Consider the following 13,672-nt stretch of genomic DNA (forward strand, 5'->3'; position numbering starts at 1 on the left):
AATTGCCATCTTTATCTAAGAATGGATGCAAAGCTACTGCCTCGTTACTGCAGATGTTGAAAGCAACAACCATATCTTATCTTGCCCAATTTTTTTGCCAAATTGCCAAGCATCTTCAACTATAACAATTTTTTCTGTGTTACCATTTAACAAGTTTCCTGCCTTATCTTTGACATAGCTAACCTGGTCACTTACTATCCTCAATGTTATTGAAGCTAAGTGATCTGATATATAAGCATCTGTTATTTCAACATCTCTCACTCCGATAACAGTCTTGTTGTACAAATATCCAGAAGATATTCTTTTCTCCATTTCTCTAGAAAATACCTTGTAAACGTCTGAACTCAGCAGCATCTGAAGAGATTGTTTATCATATTTTGTAAAGGCATTTATTATTGTTATGAATGCTTTTTTTGCACATGATACAAATACATCAGCATTAAAATTTCCTTCAACTTCTCTTATTTTATCAAATACATCTCTTATATGAGGAGCAAGTGCTGCTTCAGTGGCTGAAATTATTTCGATATCTGCAGGTTTTTGAGCTTCTTTATCAAAATTATCAACTGAATTCTCAAAAACTTTAGCAGTAGATGAATTGTTATCAGTATGCCCAAAAATCTTGAATAACCTGATAAAAATTATTACTGCTATCCCTAATAAAAAGATTAAATCTAACATTTTAAACTCAAGTACACAATAATATAGTTTCAATGTCTTAACATAAGTTAATAATTATAGCTTAGATCTATATTTATAAACAGCACAAATTGCAAGACATTAAACATCAATCACGTGAAAAAAAATCTTAGATTTTATTTTAATGATCCCATATCACCTTTCCAGCGTGAATCTATTATATTCATAATATCCATAGCAATCCTTGTATACCAATCAAATTCTGTTTCTCCTAATTGCTGCTCATATGATAAAGACTGTTTTAAGTCATTTTTGTTGCTAAGAATACGTAACACTAACTCCATGGAAGAACCATATTGTGAAGCTTCTATTAATACTAACTCACGTACCCTATAACGTTCTAATATATTGGAAAAACTTACATATTCTGCAGTCATAAAACTAGAAAGGTCAATATTATCTATGTCCTGGATATTACCTCTTATGACAGCAGGCCTTATCATACCAATTTGTTCTGGAATTCTATCCCAAGACTCTTTCCAATTACCATTAAACCAAAGCCAATTCATACTATTTTTTAAAAATGGTATGATTACAAATGAGTCAAATATTTTTGTTTGATATAGTATGCCAGAGCTATTCAATAGAGATAGAACATTTTTTTCATCAAATTCTATATTTAATGTAGCCATATATGAATGTGATGTCATACGCTCATCTAAAAATTGTATCTTTTTGATCAATTTTTTAAAATCTGTAACTTTCAGGTTATCTATACGCTTATGCGCAGCAGGCATTGTAATAGCAAGAGATAGTTTTTTTAGACCACTCATTATCCCATCTTCTATTGCAATCTTTTTCGAATCTTTTAGATTGCCAGCATCATAAAAAACATGTATGTTCTCCACATAAAATACATTGTCTACAGCTGCTATCGAACTACTTGCCACCGAAAATATAAAAAATATAGTAGCGGCGATGTTGTGTAATTTATACCAATTATACATCAACAGCTTAGACATAAATCCACCTCAAATTACGCATACAAATCTGCATATTCTTCCTATTTGCGACTTACTTTTATTATTATCAGTACGTCACACTCTTAAAAAGCATCCAGTAGGACGCATATACGGATAGTAATATGATAGCCCATAGTTATGCAACCTTTAAGTTTGTTAGTAGTAGACAATATATGCCAATACAGAATGTATTAGAACTAAGCTCTCTAGTAATATTTTTTGCTGTGTATAAATTCTTCGATATCATTACAGCAACATTTGCATTGATGACTTGTACTTTGTGCAACATGCTATTCTTATATTTGAGATATAGAGTGAAGCCATCCAAGATGATGATCTTTTCTGCAACCATATTATTTTTATTTGGCGGATTAAGCCTTATAACAAATGATGCAAGATTTATTAAAATAAAACCAACAATACTGTATGGAACTCTCGCAGTATCTTTAGCAATTGGAACGCTCTTCAATAAATATTTTATTGGTGATATTTTAAAGCAAGCACTTGACTTAAACAATAAACAGATAAAGCTACTGACAATACAGTGGATTGTTATATTTACCGCCCTTGCAGTGGCAAATGAAATAACATGGCGCAACTTCAGCGAAGATATTTGGATAAACTTTAAAGTTTTTGTTACACCTATTCTGCTTGTTATGATTTCAGCTCTGCAATTATATTGCCTACGCGGCAATTTGAGAAAAAAATGAGCACTGGCGTTTCTCATATCTTAGACACCTTGAAGTACTCGTGAACCCGCGCGGCCTGGTGTGAATGTCAGAACTCATATACCTAAAACCCGCGGGAAGATCACAACGAAAGAGCATGTTTATCATTTTTTTGGGAAGGTTCGCATTGGGATGGTGCGATTTTTTTGATAAACATACCTTAAGACAGCTATATCAAAGATATGCTCTTAGTTCAACTAAAATGTGCATAAAAATTATACTTTTTTTATAGCTTTCACTGCAAATCTAGGCAATGCCTGGGAAATCTCGCATTAACCGGTGCAATTAATAGTTGATTGTAATACATTTGTAGTCTAGGCTTACAGTATAATGTTTCTCACACACTAGTTTTACTAGTTGTCTACAATAAAAAAATCTGTTTTACATATTTGCAAGAAATAAAGGAACATGTCATATTTTTATATTTATTTGTGGATTATATGACTATACTTTTCTATTTAATGCTGCTTTCCATGCCGATTTTGTTGCTCTGTGTGCTTGGTATACTATGGTCAGTTAAAACATCTCAATATGACGATATTGAGAATGCAGCCGATAAGATATTATTTGATTAATTAATGACAGAAATAAAATTCAATAATGTTGAGAAGTTCTTTCAGGAATTTCGCTCAACTCCAAAATTTGCTGTAATTTATGGCTCTGACGATGGCATGATATTGTCAGCATATAAGAAGATCATTTATATATTAACTAGATTACACTCTTTTAGCACTACTATTATTGAACACGATTATAAACAACTAAAAGACTATGAGGTTTTAAAAGATGATGCACGTTCCCTCTCTTTATTTGATACTGGTTACAATATAATCGTTATCAGAAATATTCCAGATAATATAGATAAAGCGTTGATTAATACTTTAGGTGATTTAAGTGCTATTAACTGCTTCGTATTAATTATTGCGCCTGAAATAAAAAAGACATCTAAAGCTTTTTTCAGCCTCAAGAGTTTAAAAAATGCTGTATTTATACCATGTTACACACAAGATAGAAATGCTACAGAACAACTCGTGCGAAAACTTTTTGCAAAACATAAAGTTGAATATGAATATAATGTAGTTCGTTCACTTGTTGATATACTGCCACAGCATTATTTATGTGCATATTATGAGATATACAAGTTACTGCTATACAAAATGGATGAGAATGGAATTTGTATCAAGATTTCTTACGATGATTTAGCAATATTAATGCAAGATTCAGACGTACAAGCTGATGAAATATGCTTGAGCTTTTTGAATAATGATTATAAAAAAGTTTCTTCTTATATATCTGATGCAAAGCTAAGAAACTTCAACCCAATACTATTCATTAAATTAATGCAAAGCTATCTCATGCGCACGATATATGTGAAATCTGAAATTGAAAAAGCTATTAGCAAAGATACTGCAATTGCAAAATTGAAACCTCCTATATTCTGGCGCTATAAAACAGCTTTTTCAAAAGCATGTGACAAACTTACATATAACGCTATATCAAACTTGCTTGAGAAGCTCATATATCTTGAAACAGCCTGTAAACAGAATTACTCTATGCAGTTCCTCTTACTAGAAAACTTCATGATATCAAATAAACTGAAACTGTAGTAGAATGTGTATTGTCTTTCCATCAAAAATTTATTTGCTATACGCAAATAAATGCTCCAGTGCCTAAGCAAACACTACTTTCACAAAATCCGTAAGGTTTTTGCATTTATTATAACATTTTCTTACGGATTTAAAGCGCTATTTTGACACTCATGGCAGCATTTCATGCTTGTTTCAAGACTTTTGGCACGTACTAATTTGTCCGATACTTGTCAATACTATTTTTGGCAAATTATACTTCATCAATAATAACATAGCAAAAAAGCGCACTATTCGCCTGCACATAGTTCTAAAGATGGCAACTCTGACACCTTAATCACGTTAGCAATTTTTCTAAGCAAACGCATAGAATAATCATGCTCATTTTCATCTGCTGCTGCACAAGCATCCTCTAGCACAACAACATCATAGTCTCTGTCATGTGCATCGCGCGCAGCTGACTGAACGGCCCAAGCACTACTAACACCCGCAATCACAAGACGCACAACCTTATTTGCACGCAAGACTGCTTCCAGTGTAGTACAATAAAAAACACTTATCCTATGCTTTACAATTATTATATCCCCTTCCCTTACGTCTAGATCCTTGTGAAATAGCTTGGCGAGAACCCAAGTTTTGCTTGTATTACAATCCAACCATTATTTCTAGCAAATTCGATAGCAGCATTTGCCTTTAAGATCACATTATTGTTTGTGACACATTCAGCAGATGTTGCCATCTTTCCACCATCACAAGCTATATCAAAGATGTAATCCAATCCGATAAAAGCAGTTTCCATAGTGATAATTTAGTTAAAATTAAAATTAGAATTTTAAACGCAAAAAAATCACTCAAATAGGAAGGCTGCACTTCTACCAGAGGAAGACAGCTTTTAAAAACAACAGAGTGCAAACTCCCACACTAAAAAAGCGTAAAAAGCTTAACGCTGTGCAGTTGGTTTTGCACTTTTTGAGAGCTCACACACAGCAGATACACCTTCCTGATTTAAGTCGATTAGCTCTTTTGCACATTTCATTGCAATATCATTCATTTCTTTCAGATGGTTATACATATCCTGCACAAAACTGCCATAAGCTGACGCAACCTTCTCTTGTGTCTTTTCAGGTGCTTTAATATGTTCATTCATAGCATCTACACCATTTTGTGATTGCTTTTGCATAAAAGAAATATTCTTGGTTGCCGCATTTTGAGCATTTTGCATTATTATTTGCCCAGCCTTTGACACTGATTCTAACCTATTTTGCATAACATTTTTATAATTATTATTTGCATCTTGGCTTCCCCAGTAACACGCATATGGCCAATTGAACAAGTTATACATTTTTTCCTCCAAAAATTTTTAACACAGCAGTTACTAAAGTGCTATACGCTTTAGAAATACTACAATAGCAACCTGGATTGAAGTGTAACACACAAAATGCTGCGCTGCAACATTTTATTATTATCTTTTCTTTGCTATATGCAATGCCAGCAGAGTGCTTGTGTGAGAAGGATAATTTCTGTGTCAAATACTTGTATAGATTTATATTTGCGAAGGAATTAACGAAGTAATACTGGCAAATCAGGCCAAAAAGGTCAGCGCAGGTGATTGCCGGCAGCGCCTAAGGATGTGACAAAGCAATTGGTCGCTAAAACAAGTTTGAAGAAGAAATCTATTAGGTTAAAAAGGCTTACATAATGACTTAGTTAATAGAACCATATTTGCCTCTACTAAAAAGTAAGATCCGAATTTATCCAAAAAATTAATTTATCACATATATAAAGATATCAAAATCATGATAACACACATATTATCACGTCATATAGCAAAAATTCATTGCTAAAATTCAACTAATTGATTATTAATTATATAATTTATGAATTACAATAAACATACATGAAGCACCGTATAAATCTAACATTATCCTGCACTATTTTCAGTTTACATAGTCTTGTAATGCTAATACTATAATTGTTATTAGTTCAAATTTCGTACTTGAAACGACTGTTACATATATAATCATTAAGTTGGAAAAATGTTTTATGCGCTCTCTACAAGTTCAAGATGTTGCACCAGGGATTGAATCTAAAGATCAAGTTGCAGAAGAAGGTAAAATATATAATGATGACTCAATAAAAAAAGAGAAAAGAAATATAAAGTGGAATATTTTAGATTCTAAAATACTCCGATGTATAGCACTGCTGTGCTCTGTGATTTTTATCTCATATATTTCTCTTTCATTGCTTACAGCACTAATATTGTGGTTTTTTCCAGCAATTGTATCAGCTTTTTCCAATCTTCAAAAGTATAAGTCATTAACAAAAAATATCATGTGTTTTAATTGCTTAGGTTCAGCCCCCTCTATTTGTTTTCTACTAAAATATGGCGATGTTAGTGCAGGCACTATAAGTTTGCTTGTAGATGCAAGTACTTTGTTCTATATATATGCAATAGTTGCAATCAGTATTGTGATGTATTTTGTAATACCTAGTTATATTGTTGCCTCAGAGAACATTAAACTAGTGCAAAAAATTAATAATGTTGAAAAAGAGCTAGATGCTCTTTCTGAAGAATGGAATTTTAAGAGGAATTAGAAGATGTCGGATTTTCATTCCAATACTTACCTTTTTGGTGCAAGTGCTGGGTTTTTAGAAGGAATGTATGCTATGTATATAAAATCTCCTGAGGCTATTGATCAGTCTTGGAGAGAGTATTTTAAAAGCTTAGGAGATAATCCTTCAGCACTTGAAGGATTTTTAAACAGTATAGAGAAAAGTAAAGCTGTTGCTAATCCGCTACAAAATGAGATATCTGAAGCATTTAGCGATACAGCTCCAAAAAAACCTATAACTGAAAAAAGTATCGGAAAAGATACATCTGCTATACAAGCAGTAGATATCCAGCAAACAATAGAAAAGATTGCAAACATATATAGAATATACGGACATACTGCTGTTAACCTTGATCCTCTGAATATAGCAAAGCAAAATATATCACAGGAGATTATTGATATTAATGAAAATAGCAAAAATGCTGGTTTTATATCTAAGAAACTGCGCGATATTTATGCTGCGCGTATAGGATATGAATTCATGCATATAGAATCAAAAGAGGTGCGTGAATGGTTCGTAAATTATTTAGAAAAAGAAAAAACTTTATACTTTAGTGCCTCACAAAAACTCAAACTACTGCAGGATTTATTTGAGGTAACTGCACTAGAAGAATATCTGCATATAAAATTTCCTGGAGCAAAAAGATTTTCTATAGAAGGTTCCGAGTCTGCAGTTGTTGCAACTGAATATATTGTAAGTCAAGCAGCAAAATATGGTTTACAAGAGATTGTATTTGGAATGGCGCATAGAGGAAGATTAAATACTCTAACAAAAATATTGAAAAAACCATATAGTGCACTATTTTCGGAGTTTACTGGAAATTTTGCATTTCCTGCAAACCACCCGGGTGACGTCAAATATCACTTAGGGGCTTCTTGTGACAGAGAGGTAGAAGGAGGTAAAGTACATTTATCTTTACTTCCAAATCCTTCGCATTTAGAGGCTGTTAATCCTGTGGTAGTTGGTAGAGTCAGAGCGAGACAAGATGACATAGCGGATGTTCAAAGAAGTAAAGTTGCTGCGATCATGATGCATGGGGATGCTGCAATAGTTGGACAAGGATCTGTAGCAGAAACTATGGTTTTATCAGGGTTACCTTCTTACAATATTGGAGGAGTAATACATATTGTAATAAATAACCAGATTGGCTTTACTACCCTGCCCTCCAGCTCAAGAACTGCTAGATATTGTACTGATATAGCAAAATCTATAGGAGCTCCTATTTTACATGTTAACGGAGATGATATTGAAGCTGTAATCTTTGCAACACAACTTGCACTTGATTATAAAGCTAAATTTCATAAAGATGTGTTCATTGATATAGTAGGATATAGAAGATATGGGCACAATGAAGGTGATGAACCATTTTTTACACAACCAATCATGTATCATGCTATCTCTAATCATAAAACTCCGCCAATTATTTATAGAGATAAACTGATCTCAGAGGGTATAATCACAGAAGAGAGAGCAAGCAGTATACATGATAATTTTAAGCTTTTTTTGGATAAAGAATATGAGTTATCAAAAACTCATAAAAACGATAAGTTCGATTGGTTAAACGGCGTATGGAATGGTTATGTATCTTCTGCTGACCAAAATGCTAGCAATACACCTACTGGAGTTGATGAAGTTCGTTTAAGAGAAATAGGTGTAAAATTAACAACAGTTCCTAGCGATTTTAGTTTAAACAGCAAAATTGAAAGACAACTTTTGACGAAGCGCAAATTAATAGAGATGGGTGAAAATATAGATTGGGGCACTGGTGAAGCACTTGCTTTAGCAAGCCTCTTAGATGAAGGAATATGCGTTAGAATGAGCGGACAGGATGTTGAACGTGGAACATTTTCTCATAGACATGCTGTTCTTACAGATCAAACAAATGAAAAAAAGTTTACTCCGCTTAATAACTTGCGTGATGATCAAGTTTCTAAGATTGAAATATGCAATAGTTATCTTTCAGAACTTGGAGTATTAGGTTTTGAATATGGCTATAGCCTTGCTGCTCCCGGTAAGCTGGTAATTTGGGAAGCACAATTTGGAGATTTTGCAAATGGCGCGCAAGTTTTGATTGATCAGTTTATAGTATCAGCAGAAGCAAAATGGCTTCGTATGAGTGGTATTACATTGTTATTACCGCATGGTTATGAAGGACAAGGGCCTGAACATAGCTCTGCAAGACTTGAGCGTTTCCTTCAGTTATGCGCAAACAACAATATACAAGTTGCAAATTGCACAACTCCTGCTTCATTGTTTCATATTTTACGCAGACAGGTTCATAGAAATTACAGAAAGCCTTTGATTTTAATGACTCCAAAATCACTACTGCGCCATAAGCTTGCTGTATCAAAAATATCCGACATGGGGCAAGGCACACAATTTAACCCACTAATACCGGAAAATGATCAAGGAGTCTTACCAGATAAAAACATTAGAAAAGTAATAATATGTAGCGGCAAAGTGTATTTTGATCTATATGAAATGCGAGCTGAAAAGAATGCTATGGATATAGTAATATTAAGGTTGGAGCAAATTTATCCAATACCAACAAATGAGCTTGAAACTCAGCTGTTGCGGTATACAAACGCAAAAGTAATATGGTGTCAAGAAGAACACGAAAATATGGGAGCTTTTAGATTTGTAAAAGATCTGATAACAGGTGTTTTGCAAAAAATAAATCATTTTGATACAAGACTTGATTATGTAGGTCGCCCAGAATCAGCATCAACCGCTGCTGGTTATGGAAAATTGCACTCCATAGAGCATGGTACAATGATGCAGGAGGCATTCTCATAAAAACAGATGAATGATTACAAATTTTCAAAGGCATCAGATTTAATGCCTTTAAAAACTTGCTATTCTCTCAAATATAACGATTAACAAAAGAATAGTCGTAAAAATAAATAAGCAACTAATTTTTGAATTTTAATTTTAAAAAATATGCAATAGTTGTTTCATATCTACTATATTATTGCTTAGAAGAGCATGAGATTAGTATAAAAATTAGTAACATTTAAGTTTAATTCATATTCATTTAGCAAATGTCAGATTCTAAAAATAGCGTTCAGATCATAGTCCCTCCACTTGGGGAATCAGTAACAGAAGCTACTGTGGCAAAGTGGCATAAAAAAATCGGTGAAGCTGTCACTGTAGACGAATTATTGGTGGAACTGGAAACGGAAAAAGTTGCGCTTGAGGTAAGCGCTCCAAACTCTGGAGTACTAAGCGAAATTGCAATTGATGTAGGGGGAACAGTAAATATAGGTGCACTTCTTGGTTCTATAGATACTAGTGTGCAAGCTATAGCAGCTCCAAAGGCAATACCGCAAGTTTCTTCAGATGCAAAGACAAAACAGGATACAGTTATAGCATCGCCAGCTGCAAACAAGATTGCAGCAGACAATGACATAGATCTATCATCTATAGATGGCAGCGGCAGGTCTGGCCGTATCACAAAATGCGATGTCATACAAAGCCAAAATTCTCCTACTATAAGTGTACCTACTGTAAAATCCGCACAAGAGGACGTCCTAGTCAGCTCTGCTCAAGGCGGAAGAACAGAAACAAAAGTAGTGATGACAAGACTTCGCAAGACTATAGCAAAAAGACTGAAAGATTCTCAAAATACTGCAGCTATACTTTCAACATTCAATGAAATTGATATGTTTGAAGTAATCAGATTACGCCAAACATATCAAGAGAAGTTCAAGGAAAAACATTCTATCAAGTTGGGTTTCATGTCGTTTTTTGTCAAGGCTGTAGTAATAGCATTGCAGGAATCTCCAAATATGAACGCCGAGATAAGAGGAGATGATATAATATATAAATATTATTATGACATTGGAGTGGCAGTTGGGACAGAACAAGGTCTTGTTGTACCTATTGTACGAGATGCTGATAAACTCTCATTTGCAGAACTAGAAACCAGAATATCAAAGCTTGGGAAGAAAGCTAGAGATGGAAAGTTGAGTATGTCTGATATGACAGGTGGCACTTTCAGCATCACAAACGGTGGTATATATGGCTCGCTTTTATCGACGCCTATAATCAATCCACCACAATCTGGAATACTTGGTATGCATAATATAGTAGAACGCCCAGTCGCAATGGCAGGTCAGGTTGTGATACGTCCTATGACTTATGTAGCTCTTTCATATGATCATAGAATAGTAGACGGAAAAGAAGCAGTAACCTTTTTGGTACGCATCAAAGAACTTGTAGAACACCCAGAAAGATTATTACTAAATATATAAGTTACTAGCTAGTCGCCTGCATCATAACTCTGAGGAACATAGGATTTATCTTGATTGCAAGTAATTATTGCGCACCGAAAGTCCAGCAGAAAAAGTAGCAAAACCTGCCAAAACCAACTTTGATACTGTCTTAAGAGTCAAGCAGTAAATGTTGGATTAAATTGATTATTATCTTTAATTACTCAAAAGACGACATGTAGCAATTTAGGCATAATAGCAACAATTTCCGCTCTTCAAGGGTCGTGCCAGCTAAAAATGCTTCATAGGCGTTTTTTATGTAGTTATATGTGATATGGTTAAGACCCTCGCCTTTAGGCGAACACTTTAGTATTAGTTATCTAGGAAATGTGCTAAGGGAGGACGAATGGAATATAGGAGATGATCCCACAGCCTATATGACCTAAAGTATCATATAGTATTTTGTACTAAGTATAGGTATAGAGTTTTAACTGGGCAAGTTGCGATTAGAACTAGGGAAGTAATCCGAGAAATATGTGCTGCTAATTACATAAATATAATTAGTGGCAGTATGAGTCCTGATCACGTACATATATTAGCATTGGTTCCGCCTAGTATATCAATATCTAAAGCTGTGCAATATATTAAAGGTATAAGTAGTCGTAAGTTGCTACAGGAATTTGCACTGCTCCGTAAGCGGTATTGTGGGCAACATCTTTGGGCCAGAGGGTATTTTGTTGTGACAGTTGGCAATGTGAATTCAGAAGAAGTGCAAAAATATATAGAACAGCATGAGGAACATCACAAAAAAGATGATTTTAGAATATCAGAGTTTTAGCGTTTACGCTTTTAATCTGCTTTGCAAGCGTTACACAAACTACCGCGCTTTAGCCGGTAGTAATTGATAGAATCTGGAATCTTAGATGCAGCATTTATATAATCAGCAATAATAGCAGCATTTTCTTTGAGGTGAGAAGCAAATTTTGGATTTATCTGCTCTAGCTTGTCAAAAAGCTTTTCAAGCTGCTCAATAGCTAAAGACTCTCCAGCTATTATTATAGAGCCAATATTATAGAGCCAATTTTACGTGCGCCCTCCCTCAGCGATTCTTCGGCTCTTTTGGCATCTTCTTTGCTCGCAACGCAAAGGCCAGTTACACCTGAGTCGCACCACCAAAATTCATCATTAGCAGGACCATGCCCAGCATCAGGTTTTTCCGCAGCATCACCCTGCTTCTGTTCTGATTCTGGCTTCCTGTTATCGTTGAACGGCTCAGATTTCTCAGCATCAGGTTTTCTGTATTCAGGGCCGTATCCATGATCTGGCTTGCTGCCACCAGTGTTACCACCAGATGTACTTCCAGCTCCAGCCTTACCAGGAATAACAATCTTCTCACCCGGTTTGATTATGATCATATCACGGCCATATGCGTCTGTCTTTCTGTTATTTGCAAGGGTCGGATTGGCTTTTATGAGTTCATCTGTGCTTACACCAAACTTTTGAGCAATTTCTGAAACTGTATCTCCAGTTTTAACTGTGTATTTTTTAGGACCGCCTTCAGACTTTCCTCTACCTGCGCCCTTGGAATCTGCATTAGCTCTTGCTTTGTCGCCGCCCGCTGCCCTGCCCTTATTGATCAGATCTTCAGGATCAAGCTTCTGGCGTTTTGATTCTTCTTTAGATTTCTCTTTATTCTTTTCTCTATTTAAACCTTCTTTAGATTCCTCTTGATAGCCTCTTGGACTTTCAGCAAGTTTTGCCCTCTCTTCAAATGCCTTGTTTATCTTGTTATATGCAAAATTTCCAGCCATAGAACCAAGAGTCCCTGCAACGGGCGAGATTACGTCATTCTTCCATGTCGAGATGATGCTGCCTATAAAAAGACTCTCAAGGTGCCCACGGAATCTAGCAACTTCCTCGTAAAAGTTAGAGCGCTTCAGCTTGCCTATATAATTACACGTACTCACCAAACTTTTTTCATAGCCAACGAGCTTCTCTTCAAGCTTCACATCCGAAAACTTGCCGCAAGAGGCAAAATCAATTTCCTGTGACTGTATAAAACCCTGCTCAGAAAGCGCTGTCATCAGGCTTTTGCCAGTCTCATCTCCAAATTCGCGGGCCAGCTTATTTGACATTAAATCACGGCTACTCATTCCAAATGCATGAACTTGCTTAATTGCAGACTTAGAATCACTTATAACACTATCCATAACTTCAGATGCCTTAATAAGGCCCATTGTAAGCAGAAAACCCTTGTGAATGCCAACTCCTAACGCACCTCACGTTATATTTTCAAGAACAACATTAGTTTTTATTAAACTTCAAGGCCTCCAGCCAGGTCTTCCAAATTCTTCATTAAGTTTACCTATATATTCATATAGCCACTGACAAAACTTCTCATTATCCTTCTCATTTTCCATAAAAATATGAAATGCCTTGGCACTTCTTTCTCGAAGAAGTGCCAAGTGCGGAGAGGAAAGATATTCTTCATTGGTGTAGCAGTTATGACACAACAATCTTAACACTTCTGCCACTGCACATATAATCTCTACCTCTTTGTCGCTCTTCAAATACCAACCTATTGCATCATACTGATCTCGCTTTATCTCATCTAAGTCATCACCTAGTAAGTTTAAATCGTCAAAAAAATCAAATGTAAAGTCAATTTCATTACTAAAGCTATTATGTCTGCCTTGACTGTCACACTTAGGATTAACCCACTTTCGCATTTGGTATTCTACGTCTGAGAGGTATAGAAGATTCACAATTAATTCGCCTCTTCTCTCTGCAAGCTTAACACCTTTTATCATGTCATCATCACTCATCTTTTGTTCCACTCCTTCCAATTTAGCCATTCATTTAATGGTATATGA

General features: G+C 35.1%; 13 protein-coding genes and 1 pseudogene. 7 read left to right on the forward strand and 7 right to left on the reverse strand.

Features of this window, described 5'->3' with window-relative positions; translation table 11 throughout:
- Nucleotides 1-33: 33 nt before the first annotated feature.
- Nucleotides 34-681, reverse strand: a complete 648-nt coding sequence (locus AACK98_RS03985; RefSeq protein ID WP_339042443.1) for a Tim44/TimA family putative adaptor protein — start codon at nucleotides 679-681, stop codon at nucleotides 34-36.
- A gap of 134 nt (nucleotides 682-815) precedes the next feature.
- Nucleotides 816-1,589 carry a hypothetical protein gene (locus tag AACK98_RS03990; RefSeq protein WP_339042445.1) on the reverse strand — a complete coding sequence of 258 codons (774 nt, stop codon included), beginning with the start codon at nucleotides 1,587-1,589 and terminating at the stop codon, nucleotides 816-818.
- Between the two features lie 245 nt (nucleotides 1,590-1,834).
- On the opposite strand from AACK98_RS03990, the gene AACK98_RS03995 reads away from it, so the two are divergent.
- From AACK98_RS03995 to holA, 3 genes are all read left to right on the forward strand, one after another.
- Nucleotides 1,835-2,371 carry an inner membrane-spanning protein YciB gene (locus tag AACK98_RS03995; protein ID WP_339042447.1) on the forward strand — a complete coding sequence of 179 codons (537 nt, stop codon included), beginning with the start codon at nucleotides 1,835-1,837 and terminating at the stop codon, nucleotides 2,369-2,371.
- Nucleotides 2,372-2,829: 458 nt separating this feature from the next.
- Nucleotides 2,830-2,964: a cbb3-type cytochrome oxidase assembly protein CcoS gene (ccoS, locus tag AACK98_RS08190; RefSeq protein WP_410520016.1), complete on the forward strand. Its 135-nt coding sequence runs from the start codon at nucleotides 2,830-2,832 to the stop codon at nucleotides 2,962-2,964.
- Between the two features lie 3 nt (nucleotides 2,965-2,967).
- Complete coding sequence (gene holA / locus AACK98_RS04000) at nucleotides 2,968-3,996, forward strand: DNA polymerase III subunit delta (RefSeq protein WP_339042449.1); 1,029 nt, start codon at nucleotides 2,968-2,970, stop codon at nucleotides 3,994-3,996.
- 269 nt (nucleotides 3,997-4,265) lie between these two features.
- Here the strand turns inward: holA and AACK98_RS04005 are convergent, their stop codons facing one another.
- The 3 genes from AACK98_RS04005 to AACK98_RS04015 form a co-directional block, all read right to left on the reverse strand.
- Nucleotides 4,266-4,631 carry an isochorismatase family cysteine hydrolase gene (locus tag AACK98_RS04005; RefSeq protein WP_339042451.1) on the reverse strand — a complete coding sequence of 122 codons (366 nt, stop codon included), beginning with the start codon at nucleotides 4,629-4,631 and terminating at the stop codon, nucleotides 4,266-4,268.
- A complete protein-coding gene (locus tag AACK98_RS04010; protein ID WP_339042727.1) occupies nucleotides 4,574-4,774 on the reverse strand; it encodes a hypothetical protein in 201 nt (66 codons plus the stop codon). Before AACK98_RS04010 ends, AACK98_RS04005 begins: the two co-directional genes overlap by 58 nt.
- Nucleotides 4,775-4,915: 141 nt before the next feature.
- A complete protein-coding gene (locus AACK98_RS04015; RefSeq protein WP_339042453.1) occupies nucleotides 4,916-5,329 on the reverse strand; it encodes a phasin family protein in 414 nt (137 codons plus the stop codon).
- Between the two features lie 674 nt (nucleotides 5,330-6,003).
- Here AACK98_RS04015 and AACK98_RS04020 point away from each other — a divergent pair.
- From AACK98_RS04020 to tnpA, 4 genes and pseudogenes are all read left to right on the forward strand, one after another.
- Nucleotides 6,004-6,570, forward strand: coding sequence for a hypothetical protein (locus tag AACK98_RS04020; RefSeq protein WP_339042455.1), 567 nt, complete (start codon nucleotides 6,004-6,006; stop codon nucleotides 6,568-6,570).
- 3 nt (nucleotides 6,571-6,573) lie between these two features.
- On the forward strand, nucleotides 6,574-9,384 hold the full coding sequence (locus tag AACK98_RS04025) for a 2-oxoglutarate dehydrogenase E1 component (RefSeq protein ID WP_339042457.1): 2,811 nt from the start codon (nucleotides 6,574-6,576) through the stop codon (nucleotides 9,382-9,384).
- 245 nt (nucleotides 9,385-9,629) lie between these two features.
- On the forward strand, nucleotides 9,630-10,841 hold the full coding sequence (odhB, locus tag AACK98_RS04030) for a 2-oxoglutarate dehydrogenase complex dihydrolipoyllysine-residue succinyltransferase (RefSeq protein ID WP_339042462.1): 1,212 nt from the start codon (nucleotides 9,630-9,632) through the stop codon (nucleotides 10,839-10,841).
- 394 nt (nucleotides 10,842-11,235) lie between these two features.
- Nucleotides 11,236-11,637: pseudogene (gene tnpA / locus AACK98_RS04035) on the forward strand (IS200/IS605 family transposase); the annotation flags it as partial.
- Nucleotides 11,638-11,854: 217 nt separating this feature from the next.
- Here tnpA and AACK98_RS04040 read toward each other — a convergent pair.
- The gene (locus AACK98_RS04040; protein WP_339040173.1) at nucleotides 11,855-13,009 is read right to left on the reverse strand and encodes a LysM domain-containing protein; all 1,155 of its coding nucleotides are present in this window, start codon (nucleotides 13,007-13,009) and stop codon (nucleotides 11,855-11,857) included.
- A 111-nt stretch (nucleotides 13,010-13,120) separates the two neighbouring features.
- Nucleotides 13,121-13,624: an SCO4402 family protein gene (locus tag AACK98_RS04045; RefSeq protein ID WP_339040175.1), complete on the reverse strand. Its 504-nt coding sequence runs from the start codon at nucleotides 13,622-13,624 to the stop codon at nucleotides 13,121-13,123.
- Nucleotides 13,625-13,672 lie beyond the last annotated feature (48 nt).

Source organism: Candidatus Lariskella endosymbiont of Hedychridium roseum, assembly GCF_964020185.1.
Classification (GTDB): Bacteria; Pseudomonadota; Alphaproteobacteria; order Rickettsiales; family Midichloriaceae; genus Lariskella.

What these genes read in the sequence shown, in the direction of transcription:
- AACK98_RS03985 (WP_339042443.1), bottom strand. Translation starts at nt 681, where the DNA reads ATGTTAGATTTAATCTTTTTATTAGGGATAGCAGTAATAATTTTTATC.
- AACK98_RS03995 (WP_339042447.1), top strand. Translation starts at nt 1,835, where the DNA reads ATGCCAATACAGAATGTATTAGAACTAAGCTCTCTAGTAATATTTTTT.
- ccoS (WP_410520016.1), top strand. Translation starts at nt 2,830, where the DNA reads ATGACTATACTTTTCTATTTAATGCTGCTTTCCATGCCGATTTTGTTG.
- AACK98_RS04025 (WP_339042457.1), top strand. Translation starts at nt 6,574, where the DNA reads ATGTCGGATTTTCATTCCAATACTTACCTTTTTGGTGCAAGTGCTGGG.
- AACK98_RS04045 (WP_339040175.1), bottom strand. Translation starts at nt 13,624, where the DNA reads ATGAGTGATGATGACATGATAAAAGGTGTTAAGCTTGCAGAGAGAAGA.
- AACK98_RS04040 (WP_339040173.1), bottom strand. Translation starts at nt 13,009, where the DNA reads ATGGATAGTGTTATAAGTGATTCTAAGTCTGCAATTAAGCAAGTTCAT.
- odhB (WP_339042462.1), top strand. Translation starts at nt 9,630, where the DNA reads ATGTCAGATTCTAAAAATAGCGTTCAGATCATAGTCCCTCCACTTGGG.
- holA (WP_339042449.1), top strand. Translation starts at nt 2,968, where the DNA reads ATGACAGAAATAAAATTCAATAATGTTGAGAAGTTCTTTCAGGAATTT.
- AACK98_RS04010 (WP_339042727.1), bottom strand. Translation starts at nt 4,774, where the DNA reads ATGGAAACTGCTTTTATCGGATTGGATTACATCTTTGATATAGCTTGT.